This window comes from Streptomyces sp. XY431 (genome assembly GCF_001279805.1).
GTDB lineage: Bacteria > Actinomycetota > Actinomycetes > Streptomycetales > Streptomycetaceae > Kitasatospora > Kitasatospora purpeofusca.
Map to the genome: position 1 here is coordinate 22,614 of NZ_LGDO01000514.1, position 12,942 is coordinate 35,555.

23 protein-coding genes are annotated in these 12,942 nt (G+C 71.4%); 10 read left to right on the top strand and 13 right to left on the bottom strand.

What is annotated here, in order from left to right:
• Positions 1–2 precede the first annotated feature (2 nt).
• From ADK60_RS38390 to ADK60_RS45445, 13 genes are all read right to left on the bottom strand, one after another.
• Entirely contained in the window at positions 3–431 is a 429-nt protein-coding gene (locus ADK60_RS38390; RefSeq protein WP_159400755.1) for a phage tail termination protein, read from the bottom strand.
• Positions 428–715 carry a DUF5403 family protein gene (locus ADK60_RS38395; RefSeq protein ID WP_053651500.1) on the bottom strand — a complete coding sequence of 96 codons (288 nt, stop codon included), beginning with the start codon at positions 713–715 and terminating at the stop codon, positions 428–430. Before ADK60_RS38395 ends, ADK60_RS38390 begins: the two co-directional genes overlap by 4 nt.
• Positions 708–1,079 carry a hypothetical protein gene (locus ADK60_RS38400; RefSeq protein ID WP_053651502.1) on the bottom strand — a complete coding sequence of 124 codons (372 nt, stop codon included), beginning with the start codon at positions 1,077–1,079 and terminating at the stop codon, positions 708–710. The genes ADK60_RS38395 and ADK60_RS38400 overlap by 8 nt, the downstream gene beginning before the upstream one ends.
• Positions 1,076–1,513: a hypothetical protein gene (locus tag ADK60_RS38405; RefSeq protein ID WP_053651504.1), complete on the bottom strand. Its 438-nt coding sequence runs from the start codon at positions 1,511–1,513 to the stop codon at positions 1,076–1,078. The genes ADK60_RS38400 and ADK60_RS38405 overlap by 4 nt, the downstream gene beginning before the upstream one ends.
• Entirely contained in the window at positions 1,510–2,451 is a 942-nt protein-coding gene (locus tag ADK60_RS38410) for a major capsid protein (RefSeq protein WP_053651506.1), read from the bottom strand. Before ADK60_RS38410 ends, ADK60_RS38405 begins: the two co-directional genes overlap by 4 nt.
• Before the next feature lie 161 nt (positions 2,452–2,612).
• Positions 2,613–3,110, bottom strand: coding sequence for a hypothetical protein (locus ADK60_RS38415; RefSeq protein WP_053651507.1), 498 nt, complete (start codon positions 3,108–3,110; stop codon positions 2,613–2,615).
• 7 nt (positions 3,111–3,117) lie between these two features.
• Entirely contained in the window at positions 3,118–4,017 is a 900-nt protein-coding gene (locus ADK60_RS38420) for a VG15 protein (RefSeq protein WP_159400756.1), read from the bottom strand.
• Positions 3,938–5,401 (bottom strand): phage portal protein, encoded by a 1,464-nt coding sequence (locus ADK60_RS38425; protein WP_053651511.1) that lies wholly within the window; start codon positions 5,399–5,401, stop codon positions 3,938–3,940. The genes ADK60_RS38420 and ADK60_RS38425 overlap by 80 nt, the downstream gene beginning before the upstream one ends.
• Positions 5,401–7,062, bottom strand: a complete 1,662-nt coding sequence (locus tag ADK60_RS38430; protein ID WP_053651514.1) for a hypothetical protein — start codon at positions 7,060–7,062, stop codon at positions 5,401–5,403. The genes ADK60_RS38425 and ADK60_RS38430 overlap by 1 nt, the downstream gene beginning before the upstream one ends.
• A 3-nt stretch (positions 7,063–7,065) precedes the next feature.
• Entirely contained in the window at positions 7,066–7,296 is a 231-nt protein-coding gene (locus ADK60_RS38435; RefSeq protein WP_053651516.1) for a hypothetical protein, read from the bottom strand.
• A gap of 12 nt (positions 7,297–7,308) precedes the next feature.
• Positions 7,309–7,659: a hypothetical protein gene (locus ADK60_RS38440; protein ID WP_053651518.1), complete on the bottom strand. Its 351-nt coding sequence runs from the start codon at positions 7,657–7,659 to the stop codon at positions 7,309–7,311.
• Positions 7,656–7,979, bottom strand: a complete 324-nt coding sequence (locus ADK60_RS38445) for an HNH endonuclease (RefSeq protein ID WP_053651520.1) — start codon at positions 7,977–7,979, stop codon at positions 7,656–7,658. Before ADK60_RS38445 ends, ADK60_RS38440 begins: the two co-directional genes overlap by 4 nt.
• A 363-nt stretch (positions 7,980–8,342) precedes the next feature.
• Positions 8,343–8,492: a hypothetical protein gene (locus ADK60_RS45445; RefSeq protein ID WP_159400757.1), complete on the bottom strand. Its 150-nt coding sequence runs from the start codon at positions 8,490–8,492 to the stop codon at positions 8,343–8,345.
• Positions 8,493–8,554: 62 nt separating this feature from the next.
• Between ADK60_RS45445 and ADK60_RS38450 the strand changes: the two genes are divergently transcribed.
• From ADK60_RS38450 to ADK60_RS38490, 10 genes are all read left to right on the top strand, one after another.
• A complete protein-coding gene (locus ADK60_RS38450; protein ID WP_053651522.1) occupies positions 8,555–8,761 on the top strand; it encodes a hypothetical protein in 207 nt (68 codons plus the stop codon).
• 36 nt (positions 8,762–8,797) lie between these two features.
• Positions 8,798–9,187: a hypothetical protein gene (locus tag ADK60_RS38455; RefSeq protein ID WP_053651523.1), complete on the top strand. Its 390-nt coding sequence runs from the start codon at positions 8,798–8,800 to the stop codon at positions 9,185–9,187.
• Positions 9,188–9,217: 30 nt separating this feature from the next.
• Positions 9,218–10,051 (top strand): hypothetical protein, encoded by an 834-nt coding sequence (locus ADK60_RS38460; RefSeq protein ID WP_053651526.1) that lies wholly within the window; start codon positions 9,218–9,220, stop codon positions 10,049–10,051.
• 53 nt (positions 10,052–10,104) lie between these two features.
• Positions 10,105–10,281 carry a hypothetical protein gene (locus ADK60_RS45450; RefSeq protein ID WP_159400758.1) on the top strand — a complete coding sequence of 59 codons (177 nt, stop codon included), beginning with the start codon at positions 10,105–10,107 and terminating at the stop codon, positions 10,279–10,281.
• Between the two features lie 46 nt (positions 10,282–10,327).
• Positions 10,328–10,636, top strand: coding sequence for an antirestriction protein ArdA (locus tag ADK60_RS38465; RefSeq protein WP_053651528.1), 309 nt, complete (start codon positions 10,328–10,330; stop codon positions 10,634–10,636).
• A gap of 108 nt (positions 10,637–10,744) precedes the next feature.
• On the top strand, positions 10,745–11,059 hold the full coding sequence (locus ADK60_RS38470) for a hypothetical protein (protein WP_053651530.1): 315 nt from the start codon (positions 10,745–10,747) through the stop codon (positions 11,057–11,059).
• Between the two features lie 85 nt (positions 11,060–11,144).
• On the top strand, positions 11,145–11,393 hold the full coding sequence (locus tag ADK60_RS38475; protein WP_053651533.1) for a hypothetical protein: 249 nt from the start codon (positions 11,145–11,147) through the stop codon (positions 11,391–11,393).
• Positions 11,394–11,464: 71 nt separating this feature from the next.
• Positions 11,465–11,956 carry a hypothetical protein gene (locus ADK60_RS38480; protein ID WP_159400759.1) on the top strand — a complete coding sequence of 164 codons (492 nt, stop codon included), beginning with the start codon at positions 11,465–11,467 and terminating at the stop codon, positions 11,954–11,956.
• 198 nt (positions 11,957–12,154) lie between these two features.
• Complete coding sequence (locus ADK60_RS38485; RefSeq protein WP_053651537.1) at positions 12,155–12,631, top strand: hypothetical protein; 477 nt, start codon at positions 12,155–12,157, stop codon at positions 12,629–12,631.
• An 87-nt stretch (positions 12,632–12,718) separates the two neighbouring features.
• Positions 12,719–12,913: a hypothetical protein gene (locus ADK60_RS38490; RefSeq protein WP_053651539.1), complete on the top strand. Its 195-nt coding sequence runs from the start codon at positions 12,719–12,721 to the stop codon at positions 12,911–12,913.
• The last annotated feature ends 29 nt before the right edge of the window (positions 12,914–12,942 follow it).

Genomic DNA, 12,942 nt, shown 5'->3' on the forward strand with positions numbered 1-12,942 from the left:
CCTCAACGGGGCCTCGTAGTGATCATGTAGTTGGCCGAGAAGCGGAAGAAATCCGTCTGGGCCTCGGTCATGGGGTCGGTCGTCATGAACGGCCCCGTCGCCTCCCTGAAGCGGGACAGGTAGCCGTCCGTGTTGCCCCACTGCTCGAAGGTCAGGCGGACCAGGCCGGCGCGAGCCCGGCGGGCGAGCAGGGAGGCGTCCGCGCGGGTGGTGGCGTAGGTCTGGACGGTGAACATGCCCTCGTCCACGTAGCGCTTGTCCTTCATCACGCCGCCGACGCGACGGGCGATCACCAGGCCGCCCGTCTTGCGCAGCGAGAGCTGCCAGTCGGTGGGCAGGTAGACCGCGCAGCGGTGCTCCGGGAGCACGGTGCGCAGGGCCTCCAGGACGATGCGCTCGGAGTCGGGCATCAGGTACGGCTCGCGGGTCACCACAGGGCGGCCTCCATCGCGTGGATGCCGTCCACGTCGCGCCCGGCCCGCTCGTTCCAGCCGCCCCAGTTCTTGTGGGCGGCCAGCGGGTCCACGTTCACGATCGCGTACCCCTTGGCGTGGCGGCGCACCTTGATCCCGGCGATGAACTCTCCGGTGTCGACGTGCAGCGCGGCCTTCGCCACGACCCGGGCGGCGCGTTCCTCCGCCTCCAGCTTCAGGGCGCCCATCACGCCGGGGAGCCCGGCGACCACCGCGTCCAGGTCGGGCCGGAGGTCAGCCACTCTGGCCACCCCCTTCCACGATCACGGTGACGAAGCGCATCCGGTCGGACGCGCCGTGGTGGGAGCGGGGGGCGTCGACCACCGCCCAGTGCGTGCCGGGGTCGCCGTCGTCCTCGAAGGTCAGTGAGGACCACTTGTCGACCAGCACGCCGGGCGGGAAGACGATCTTGCGGCGGACGGGCGGGGACCAGCCGACCTGAGCACCGACGGGGGCGCGCCAGCCTGCGGCGTCGCCGACGGGGGCGACCCACGCGGAGTAGGTGCTGCTTGGGCCGGGTGCCGGCCGACGGTCGCCGTAGCCGTCATCGACGTAACGGACGGTGTGGACGGTCACCCGGGTACGGCCGCGTTCCAGCAGGCTCACACCGGCCCCCAGGAGTCTTCGGGGTCAGGGAACGGGTAGCCGGTGCGAAGGCCCCGGGACAGCACGGAACGCTGACCCTGCACGGACTTCAGGCCACCGCGGCCTGCCACCCGCTCGATCAACGCGACCTCGCCCCGGGTGAGGGCCAGGCCGACCGGGGAGCCGTCCGCCATGCGGTAGGACACCTCTCCGGCCTGTTCCTGCACGTAGGACTCCGGGTTGCGGAAGCGGCGGTCGGCGACGGCCAGGGCCAGGGTGCGGATCACCGGGGGGTGCCGCTCGGGCGACCAGGCGGGGTGGCCCTGCGCGCGGATCACCCAGAACGCGTCTTCGATCGCGGCGCTGGCCCGCTCCCAGTCCGGCGTACCGGGCTCGGGGGCGGGCCGGCCGAGCCGGGCGAACAGCGCGGCGACCGTCAGCCCGGCACCGCTCACGCGGCCAGGGCGAGCTTCGGCTCGCCGGTGAAGGTCACGCGGATGCCGCGCACCTTGACGATGTTGGCGGGCTTCGACCAGTCGGTCTCGCCCTTCTTCAGGTCGGTGACCAGGGTGGCGCCCCAGTACGAGCTGAGGAACGAACGCTCCATCGCCGCGCCGGAGTTGTAGTCCTTGATCCAGCGCAGGGAGAAGCCGTCGGCGTTGCTCCGGCCGCCCTTCGCGGACTCCGGGACGGACGGTGCGCCGGAGACGAGCTGGATCGCGGAGCGGTGGAAGGCGTAGACGCCCATCGGGCTCAGGGTGTCGCTGGTGGACTCCACCAGGCGGAAGCCGTGGACCCGACCGAGGGTGCTCTCCTTCAGGGCCGCGCCGCCGTCGGCGTGCTCGGCGGCGTTGAGGATGGAGGAGGAGTTCAGCAGGTAGAACGCGGCCTCGGAGCCCAGCACCGCGACGCGGCCCTCGGCGGGGACGTTCTCCCGATTGAGCTGGACGCGCAGGCGGGCGAGGGCCTTGCGGATCATCTGGCCGGCCGCCTCGTCGGACGTGGCCTTGGTGAGGTCGACCGGGATCTTCGCGGAGGTGGCGACGTCCGGGAACTGGTTCATCGCGGTGGCGACCTTGCGCTCCAGGCGCTCGGTGATGGTGTCGACCTGCGGCACCATGACCTGCTCGCCGAAGCTCAGGAGGTCGAGCGACAGTTCCGCGTCGCTCAGGTCCACCGCGGAATAGGCGTGGGTGTCCATGCGGACTTCGAGAAGGCCCTCGTTCAGGGTCTCCGACTTGATCCAGGTGGCGGTGTCGTTGAAGGCGCGCTTGGTGTCGATCGCCTCCTCGGCACCCTTCAGGCGGGCGGGGCGGCGGATCGAGATGACCTGACCGGTCGCGTTGACGAACTGCTCGGCCGGGCGTCGGTCGAACATGTTCGCCAGGACCACGGAGTCCTTCAGGTTGGCGATGGCCTGGGCGACGAGCTTGTCCGGGTTCTGGAATGCGTTGGCACGTGCGGGGTTGGTGCTGATGGCGCTGTTCCTCGGGGTGACGGAGGACCGCCCCGGGGTAGGGCGGTCTCAGGGGCGGGGAGGGAGTGGTGCGGGTCTCAGATGCCGTAGCGGCGCTGGCGCAGCTTCTCGGCGAGGCCCTTGTACGGGTCGGGCTCGGCGTGCGGCGTCAGGCCGCCCGCGCCCAGCAGCGGCTTCGGCGCGGCGACGGCGGCCAGGGCCTCGGCGTGCTTGCGGACAGTGTCCTCGTCACCGCCCTGGACCAGGGCCGCCAGGACCGGCGGAAGGGCGTACTCGGCGGCGATCCGGTCCCGAAGGGCCTGCTCCTGGAGCTGGGCCACCTGCGCACGCAGCTCGTCCGCCTCGACCCCGGCCTCGGTGGAGCGCTCGCGGGTGGCGTCCAGGTCGGCCTGGATCTTCTCGTACAGCGCCTTGTAGTCCGGCTCGGCTGGCACCGGGGCGGCCGGGGTCGGCTCGCCCTCCGGAGCCGGGGCCTCGGGCTGCTCGGGGGTGGCCGGCGGGGTGGCCGGGTTCACCACGCCGCCGGGGATCGCCTCGGCCGGGGTCGGGGTCTCGGGCGTCGGGGTCTGGGGCACTTCTCTCCTAGGTCTTCGTGGTCGTGCTGTAGTAGGTGCGCCAGTCGGCCAGCGACCCGCCCCCGAAGTCGCGCCACATCCGGGAGAACTTCGTGTTCTCGGAGGGGAGTTGGTAGCGGCGGGAGAAGATCGGGGCGGCCTGGCAGTGGCAGTGCGGGTGCGCGCCGAACGCGGCGGTGCGGCGGGACTTGTAGACCGCGCCTCGGCCTGCCATGAGCGCGCAGAAGTAGCAGGGGCTCGCGTCGGTCACGCGGAAGTAGCCGATCGCCCCCGGGTCGTCCTGGAGCGCGGCGTGGATCGCGTCACGGCCACCGTCCTGGACGAGCATCCCGCCCGCCCCGGTGCTGCCGGTCTTCAGCGACTCCAGGAACTCGCGCTCCCAGGCCACGAGTTCGGCGTCGTCCAGCGCCGCCGAGCCCTCGCGGGCCGGGCGCTCGCGCTCGTGCTTCTCGACGCGGTCGGCGACCTGGTGGCGGAACGTTTCTTCAGCCCTGCGGGCTTCGCGGGCGAGGTCTTCGGCGGGGAAGGGGTTGCGGGTGTCCACCGGCAGCACCTCGCGGGGCCCGGTGCCGGTCCGCTTGCCCGTGGCGCGGTTGAAGTCGGCCCACAGGGAGCCGAGCGAGGCCCCCGGGCGGTAGCCGGGGCCGCCGATCACGCGGCCGGTCTCCAGCGCGCGCACCAGCCGGTAGAAGGCGACGGAGAGCGTCCGGGAGACGGCCGCGGATTCGCGGACCGCCGCCGTGTACTGGGCTTCCAGCTCAGTCAGCGCGCCCGCGAGCTCGCGGGCCTCGACGGCGGCCAGGGCCTCGGCCCAGCGGGCGGCGAACTCAGCGGCGAGCGCCTGCTGCGCGAGCTGGTACGCGGCCACCGCCCGCAGGATCTCGGTGGTTCTCGGAGTCCACGCCACCGGCCGTCGCCTCCTTCTGCTGCTTCAGGGCCTCGGCCTCTGCCTGCTCCGCCTTGCGGGCGGCTTCCTCGGCGGCCTTCACCGCCTCGTCAATATCGGCCTGGCTGAAGCCGGGCACCTTGCGCAGTGCCACGCTGAGCGGGACGCCCTGCTGCATGAGCTTGACCATCGCGTCGGCGGCCTGGGCGAGGGATCGGGTTGCCTTCTCGGCCCACTCGACCTGACTCTCGTCCTGCTCGACTTCGCCCCGGCCGGCCGCGAGCGCGCACAGCCGGAACACCGACTCCCACGACTCGCCCAGCGAGTCCTGGAGGGTCGAGAGGAACCGCTTGAACGAGGTCTCGGCGGCGGCCAGGGCGTCCGCGCTCAGGTTCACCAGGTTCGACCCGGCGAGGTAGTGCGGCGGCACGTCCGCCAGGCCCATGATCTCCTCGACGGTCTGGCGGCGGGAGGCCAGCAGGTCGCCCGTCGGCATCGTCGGAAGCTGCCCGAAGCGGGCGTCCGAGTTGGGCGCCATCAGCAGCGTGGACGGGTCCAGCGAGGGCACGTCGTACACCGGCTCGCCGGTCTCCGCGTCGCGCAGCGGGTCACCGGTCTCCGGGTCCAGGCGCTCGGACGGGGCCAGGCCCGAGGCCCAGCGGATCGCGTGGGCACCCCAGTGCTCGGTGAGCAGCAGGGACAGCGTCTGCTGGTTCAGGCGGTCCTGCGGGGTGATCAGCGGCTCGACCAGGCTGCGGCTGCGGCCCCGGAGGTCCACCGCCGGGGAGAACCGCACCACCGGGCACAGGCCCATGCCGTGCGGCTCGGAGGCGAGCACCGCGGATTCGGGTTCGGCGTCCAGGTCGACGGTGTACTTCGCCACGTCGTCCCACAGGAAGCCCACGGTGCGGTCCTCGTCCGGCTGCTGTTCGGGCACGTGCAGCGCGAACAGCGGGTGCTCGTCCCAGGCCGGGTCGGCGTAGACGGCCACGGTGCTGATCGCGTCGTAGGCGCGGATCAGCGGCTCGCGGCGGCCCTTGCGGGGGTCGGGGGTGACCACGACGTACGCGGCCCCGCTGGTGAGCGCGGCGCGGTGGACGGCGTTCTGCCGCTCGTCCAGCCGGTTCTTCTGCCAGTACTTCCACTCGTAGGCGTTCTCACCGCTGCCCGGCTTGCGGAAGCCGGAGACGCGCAGTGCGTTCAGCGGGGCCTCCACCGCGAGGGAGGAGACGTTGACGATCGAGCGCTTCACCAGGTCCTTGAACTCCGCGTTCGCCTTGGCCGGCATCCACGGAGCGCGGTGTGCGCCGCGCGCGTAGCGGTCGACCAGGTTGAGCCGGTCGTAGTCGCGGTCGATCAGGCCCTTCGCGTGCCGGGCACGCTTGATCACGACGGGGAGGGACATCAGAACCCTCCTCGGGTCTGTAGCGTTCCGGGCTGCTTCTGGGGCTTGAGCTTGCCGCTCTCGGTGAGGCGGCGGTGGGCGATCCAGGCGATCACCATGCAGGCGTACAGGTCGACCTTCAGCTTCGACTCGCGGCTTTCCTTGCCGAAGCCGATGCCGTACTGGTTCGGGCGCTTGCGCGCGTTCAGCGCGTGGCGGGTCAGCGAGTAGTCCCGGACGTGCGGCAGGGCCACCGTCTCGATCGCGCCCACCATGGCCATGTGCTCGGTGGTGATCTCGCGCTGGTTGGCGCGCATGTCGAAGCCCACCGTCGACTTCCCGCTGGCCTTGATCAGCAGGTGCTTTCCGTACTTCTCCGACCAGTCGGCGACGTAGGACTCCCACCCGGCGACGTCGGCGAAGAAGCCAACCACGGTGTACTTCCGGAAGACGTGGGCCACCATGTCGTTGACCTCCTGGCCGTCGACCTCCCAGTTCTTTCCGGCCGGGCCGTCCGGCTTCTCCCACAGCGCGATCTTCTGGACGAGCTTGTCCCGAACTCGCATAGCAAGAAGGCCAGTTGAGTCATCGGTCTTGCCGCCGTCGAAGGCGAGCACGATCCGCTCGCCCGGCTTGATGCCGTCGGCCGGCTCGATCGTGGCGAGGTCCCAGGTGTCCCGGTCGACCAGCGCGTCATCGTGTGAGCTGAGCTGGTTGAGGTACTTGCGGCGGGACTCGTCCTCGCTGGTGCTGGCGGACCAGATGTCCTTCATCACGCGGTCGGGGTTGATCCACACCGAGTCGCCCCGGGCGCACAGGATCGCGGCGCGCAGCTGGTCCTCGTCGGCGAGGTCGACCCCGGCCGGGGCCTCCACGCTGTCGTAGTAGATACCGGCGTCGCGGTTGACCCCGTCGCGCTGCTTCTGGAAGGCGTACCAGGTGCCTTCGGCGACACTGTCCTCCCCGATCACGGGGGCGTTGGTGATCTCCATCGTCCTGCCCGACACCTTCGTCGCGTTCGGGCGGATCGTGGCCGCCAGGCGGGGGCCGTGGTTGCCCTCCACCCAGTGCCAGGTCTCGTTCAGCAGGGCGAAGCTCGGCCGCCCACCCTCGGCGGCGCGGAAGCTGGATGCCTTGGCCTCCAGGCGGCACTGACGGCCGTCGGTGTCGGCTTGGCTGGCGTAGCAGACCTCTTGGCCGAGCTTGATCGCGTACCGGTCGATGGCGGCCTGGCTGAAGATCGTGCTCAGCGCCGACATGGTGTTGACGTTCTGGCCGGCGGCGGTGGCGAAGATCTGCACCCACGCCTCTTGCGGCGGGCCGCCGATCGGCGAGCCGTCGGGCCGGAAGCCCACCAGGCGGCACGGGCCGACGAACTCCATCGCGGCCACGGACGCCATCTTCGGGTCCTTGCCCCAGCCCTTCAGGCGGCGCAGGGTGCCGGACTCCCAGCGGAAGGCGCGACCCCAGGTCTCGGGGTCGTTCGGGTCCTCCGGCACGGCGTCCTCGCGCAGCTCGTACCAGCGGGCGAGGATGCGGCACTGCTCCGGGGTGTACTTCCAGTCTGGCCGGAAGGCGTGCGCCGACCAGCGCAGCAGCTCGCCCGCGAGGGTTCGGTGCGGGTGCGGGACGGTGTCCGCGAGCGTGCGCACCGGCTCGTAGGTGATGGTCAGGACGGCCACCTCCTACGGCTGGGCTGCCTCCTGGCGGGCGCGCAGCTCCAGGGCGCGGGCCATCGCGGCGGAGACGTGCTCACCGGCCGCGAAGGGTCGGTTCATGTCGTGGGCCCACAGCTCCCGGGCCGTCTCGTGCGGCACGGCGGCGTCCAGGCAGGTCTGGTAGTAGGTGATGGTCCGCGCGATGCGCAGGGACTCGTCCGAGGGGCCAGCGGCCCGTGCTGCCTTGCGGCGTGCCACGGCGGGCTCCTCTCAGACTCGGTTGCCCCAGCGGGCGCCCACGGCGTCGCGGGCGTTGTGGCCCCGCTTCGGCCCGTCGCCCTCACCGCGGATTCGGGCGAGGTGGCCGGCGGCCTGCGTGCGGTTGAGCTGGGCCTGCGCGATGCCGGGGTGCAGGACCATCATGTCCTTGCGGTTGCCGCCCTCGATCATCTGGCCTTCGCGGCGCACCACGGCGTCGAGCTGGGCGGCGCGGGCGAGCATCGGCGCGGCGATGTCGATCAGCGCGAGGTCGGTCGGCTCCAAGTCCAACTCGGTCTCGTACAGCTCGACCAGCGCGGCGCGGATCTTCGCCGCGTCCTTCTCGGTCGGGTCGACGTTCAACGGACCTCCCCGGGGTGGCGTCGGCGGGTTCGGGCGGGCTGCCAGCGGTCCGTGGCGGCCCTTCGGCGGGCTCGGCCGGCGTCGGCCGCGTCCTTGCGCAGGACGTGCCAGTCGCACAGGGCCCGCAAGTTGGCTGGGGTGTCGGGGCCGCCTTCGGAGGCGGGGACGATGTGGTCGCAGTGGCGCGCGGGCTCGCCGCACAGCTCCCCGGTGTCGTACCGGACGTGCTGGCAGCGCCAGGCGTCGCGGTTCATCACCGTGCGGCGAAGGCGGGCCCAGTGCGGGGGAAGCGGGGTCGTCCGGCGCGAACTCGCGGCCACGGAAGCCTCCTTGAAGCGCAGGGCCCCGCCAGGTGCTCGACCACGACCGGGGAGAGAGGTCCGGAAGGGGAGCGGTGCCCTGGCGGGGCTACGGGAGGAGGCCGGCCGGGGTGCCGCTGCAACGGGTTGCGCGCACGCGCGCGGAGCGGCCTCCACATGTATTAAGTCGCCACGGTTAACACCGCCGACGCCCGCGGCCTCACTCTCCGTGGTCAGTGCGTGGCATTGAGTACATCACTGCTGGTCACGCTGCGTAGATGATCCAGAAGAAGGGGTCGGCCGGCGTTCGTATCGGATCTCGACTGCTATGACGCTCCGGGCATAGAAGGAACGCGCGCGGGAGGCACCCCCCGGGGTGCCCCGTCACGACCGCCGAACCGCCGCCACGACACCGCCAAAGTCCTTGTGCTGTACGGGAATTGGCTTCGCTTCGCGTGAGCGCGCGTCTTCCACCTTGGCGAGATCGAGCACTTCGCTATATGTGATGCAGGTCACGCAGTTCACGTTGGACATCCGCTGTGATGGTCGGGCAGTGTTGGTCCTGCAAGCGACCGACCGAGCGAAACGAGATCACGATGCGTAACCACATCACCCCCGCCGCCCTGGCCCTGGCCATGGTCCTGGCCGGTGCCCCGTGGCAGACCGGCAACTGGGGCGGGGGCATCGCGGCGGGCATCCTCACCGGCCTTACGGCGCACGGACTCCGGTGGCTTGCCCGCAAGGCCCGGAGGGCGTCCGCCCCGGCCCCGGTCAACGCCTACGACCGCGACCGCAACGCCTGACGTTTACCGCCCCGACTCAACACCCGGAGAGGTCCCGTGAACCTGCGCCGCACCCTGGCGACCCTCACCCTGGCCACCGCAACCGCGTTCGGTGGGTGGGCAGTTGGCCACCACCCGACCCCCGCACCCCCCAGCATCACCGCCGACGACGTCCATGCCGTGCTCGGTGAGGGCCAGACCGTGGCCGACGCCTGCGGACGGGGTCACGAAGCCTGCGAAGCGGCCCTAGCGGGCTCGCGGGGCATGGCCCTGGCCGGACGGTCGGTGACCTTCTGGGAGGACGGCTCGTGGTCGCTCGCGGGCTCCGATCCGGCCAGCGAGGACGCGTACACCGCCGCCTTCAACGACGGGTGGGCGACCGGCATGCAAGACGCCTGCGACCAGGGCAGCGCGTACGCCTGTGACTGGCTCGCCACCACCAACTGACCACCCCCGCACCACCGCAAGGAACGCCCGATGAACGCCACTCTCGCCCCCGAACTCGCCGACGCCGTGGACAAGTTCGGCAGCAGCTACGACACCGCACAGAACCTGATCACCGAGTGCGCCGCCCACGACTGGGCCCGGATAGCCATCGTGATGGACGTCTCCGGGTTCCTGGAGGACGGGGACCACTGGTACGCCACCGAAGCGGAACAGGTGCTCGCAGCGTCCAACTACGAAGCGGCCAAGCGCATGTTCACGGAGGAATGCGGGCCGATCGGCGGCCGGTGGGACGACACCGGATGGATCATGTACGACGCCGACGACCCCACCGCCGTACGGCTCGCCGAGCGGATCACCGGAGCACTCCACGGATACCCGATCTTGGACGAGTCGGACCACAGCGAACGCGAGTGGCAAGCCATGGTCGAAGAGGTGGAAGGCTCACCCCTCACCCTCCCCGACGGGGTCGACGGCGCGGACGTCCTGCGCGAACTGTCCTGCCCCCAACTCGGTTGCATCACCATGGACATGGTGGAGGAAGCCCTGTCCGGCATGGGGTACACGCAGTGCTCCGACTGTGACGAGTGGCTGACCGTGATGACCGCCCGCAGCGGTGAGCCGCTGTGCCGTGACTGCGCACTCGAAGAGTCGCGCCCGGAAACGATCACAGCCGTGCCGATCCCCGGGGCCGCACCGTGGCGGGCCTACGACGTGCGCGGTTTCGGTGAGCCGCTGGCCGCCGTCCTGACCCCGTACCTGGACGGCTACGCCACCCAGCAGGGGGCCGCGTACCGCGAGGACGTGCGCGCCATCGTCCGGGGCTCCCGCGCGGGATACCGCGCCGTGTACGGCCGGGCCGCGTAGGCACCAGGCCCCACCCCCTCCCAACTCCCGCACCACAGAACGGAAGCACCACCATGACCCGCACCGACATGATCCGACTGTCCGGCTACTGGCCCAACCTGGCCAAGCTCGGCATGGACCACCCGGACAACGTGGGCGCGCTGTTCGACGCCTTCCACGACATGCGCGCCGAGGGGGAACCCCTGGACCTGCTGATCAGCGAGCTGTTCGACGCCCCCGACAGCGTCTGACCGCCGCCACCCCGCGCCACCGCACCGACCCCAGGAAGACACCACCGTGAGCCGTACCGCCGAGTACCTGACCGCCCTTGCCGAAGACGCCGGAATCGTCGCCGAACTGGAAGCCCTCACCGCCTACGCCGCGCACGTCGGCAATGCCGAGTACGCCGTCGAGACGTTCGAAGACGCGTACTGCGGTGAGTGGGCCGACCTGGAGGACTTCGCCCACGACCAGCTGATGGAGACGGACACCGAGTACCGCGCCGCGATGGAGGGTTGCCGGGGATGGCGTCCGACCCTGGACATGATCGCTTGGCAGTGCGACTACTTCCACGCCAGCAGCGGGCACGTCTTCCGCTCCGTCTGAGCTGTGCGCCCCTGGTGGCGGCCCGGCCCGTCCGTCGGGCCTCCGCCAAGGGTGCACAGGCACCAGACCCCACCCCCTCACCCCGACCGTCACCACGGAGGCACAGCCATGCCCGTTGACCTGATCAAGTCCACCGCCGTTGCCCAGCAGTTCACCGAGATCGTCGCGGACTACGACCGCGCCGCCACGGACGAGTTCCCGTGTGTCTACTGCGGCGGGAGGCTCGAAGCCGCCGCCCCCCTGTGGTTCAACGTCCGCCGAGGTCCGGGCGGAACCCCCGTCCTGGACGTGTACGGGGTCGGTGTCGAGTCGTCCACGGTCAGCTGTGCCGAGTGCGGGCGGGGCGCGTCGATCGAGATGGACCGGCTGATCACCGACGCCATTTGCCCGTGGGACGGCGCGCTCACCGGCATGGAGGTCTGAGCCGCCTCGGTGGCGGCCGGACTCTCCGGCCCCCGCCGTGGCCGCTCTGGCACCAGGCCCCACCCCCTCCCGAAGGAACAGCGCCATGACCACCACCACCCCGGCCCTGCACTGCCCGTGCGGCGGAACCCTCGTGATCACCGCCCCCGTGTTCCTGCGGGTCGTCCACCCGCACGGCGCGCTGCCCCCGGCCCTGTCCGTCATGGGCCTGGACCTGGAGTACGCCGAGACCGTGTGCAGCACCTGCGAGCGCCCGGCCCCCGAACAGTTCGGCCAGCAGCTCGGAGAGCTGATCTGCGCGGCGGACAACCGGCTCAGCGGCCACGACTGCTGACACCAGGCCCCACCCCGCCCGGGGCACAGGCACCACCCCTCACCCCGCACCACCGAAGGAACAGCGCCACCGTGAACACCACCCCCGCCCGTCTGCAAGCCCTCGTTGACCGCGTCCATGACCACGAAGCGGGTTGGGAAGACGTGTTCGTGGAGAACGTCCCCTCCTACGACCCCGCGTGCTTCTTCGACCAGCCCGCCGACGACAAGGACATGGACGACTGGGACGAGATCGACAACGACCGCGCGTTCCACAGCCGAGACCTGCTGTTCAAGATGACCGCCGAACTCGAAGCGCTCATCGCCGAGCTGGAGCACGCCACCCCCGGCCGCCCGCTGGACAGCGAAGAGTTCAAGGTGCTCACCGCCTGGGCCTTCTACGACAGCCACAGCGCCGACCACGCCGACCCGGACCGCCTCACCACCGCCCGACTCGCCGAGGCCGGATACCTCACCCCCGGGCACGTGCCCGGCATCTGGCGAGCCACCCGCGCCGGACACGCTGCCCGCGCCGAGTACACCAGGGCCCACCCCGTCGGCAGCGTCGTCGGCGTCCCGGCGTGACCGACCCGGACGGCTTCGAGATGGGCCCCGCCGAGCTGGAAGAGATGCGCGCCCGCGTCGCAGCCGTCACCGCCGCGAACGCCGCACTGCGCGAAGAACTCGCGGGCCTCCGGGCCGACCTGGTCGACCTGCTCCGGGTCCTGAGCCGCTGGCACCAGGCCCCACCCCCTCCCGCACCACCGAAGGAACAGCGCCACCGTGAACACCCGCGACACCTACGACGCTCTTGCGGCCCAGCTCCGCGACCACGCCAGCGCTCACGGCGTGCTCGCCTACGCCACCGCCGACGAGTCCCCGTCCACCACACCGGACACCCTGGCCCAGCGTCTCGCCCGGCACTCCACCCACCACGGCGCGACCGTCACCCCCGGCCCGGGTGGAGCCGTCACGGTCGAGTGGCCCCGGCCCGGCCGAACAGTCCGCGTGGCGTGGCTGCCCGTGGCCCAGGAGGCACGGGGGTGGGAGAACACCCCGGCCGACCAGCCCGAGTGGACCAGCGACAGCCGGGCCTACGGCAAGGGCGCACTGGACGCCAGCAGGCGGACCGGCTGGAAGCTCAGCCGGGCCGGGTTCAACGCCCACGCCGAAGCAGTCGGCGACCCGGCCGACGCCGCAGCCTGGTTCGCCTACGAGACCGGCGGCACGGACTGGTGGATCTCCTACGAGGGCCGCTGACACCAGGCCCCACCCCCGGCCGGCCTCGGGGGCGCCCCGACGCCGGCCGGGCCCAGTCCCCACCCCCGCCACCCCCAGGAGAGCACCGTGCCCCGCTTCGCCGTCTACATCGACAACACCGAGACCTTCCGCTTCGTGGTGGAGGCCGCCGACTACGAAGCCGCCGAGGCCGAAGCACTGGCCGCGTTCGAGAGCGACGCCCGCACCGACGCCTACAGCCACGGCCACGAACCGACCGTCTACGACCCCGAGTTGTTGGACGCGCTGCCCGCCGCCGCGTGACCGCGCGCCGCTGACACCAGGCCCCACCC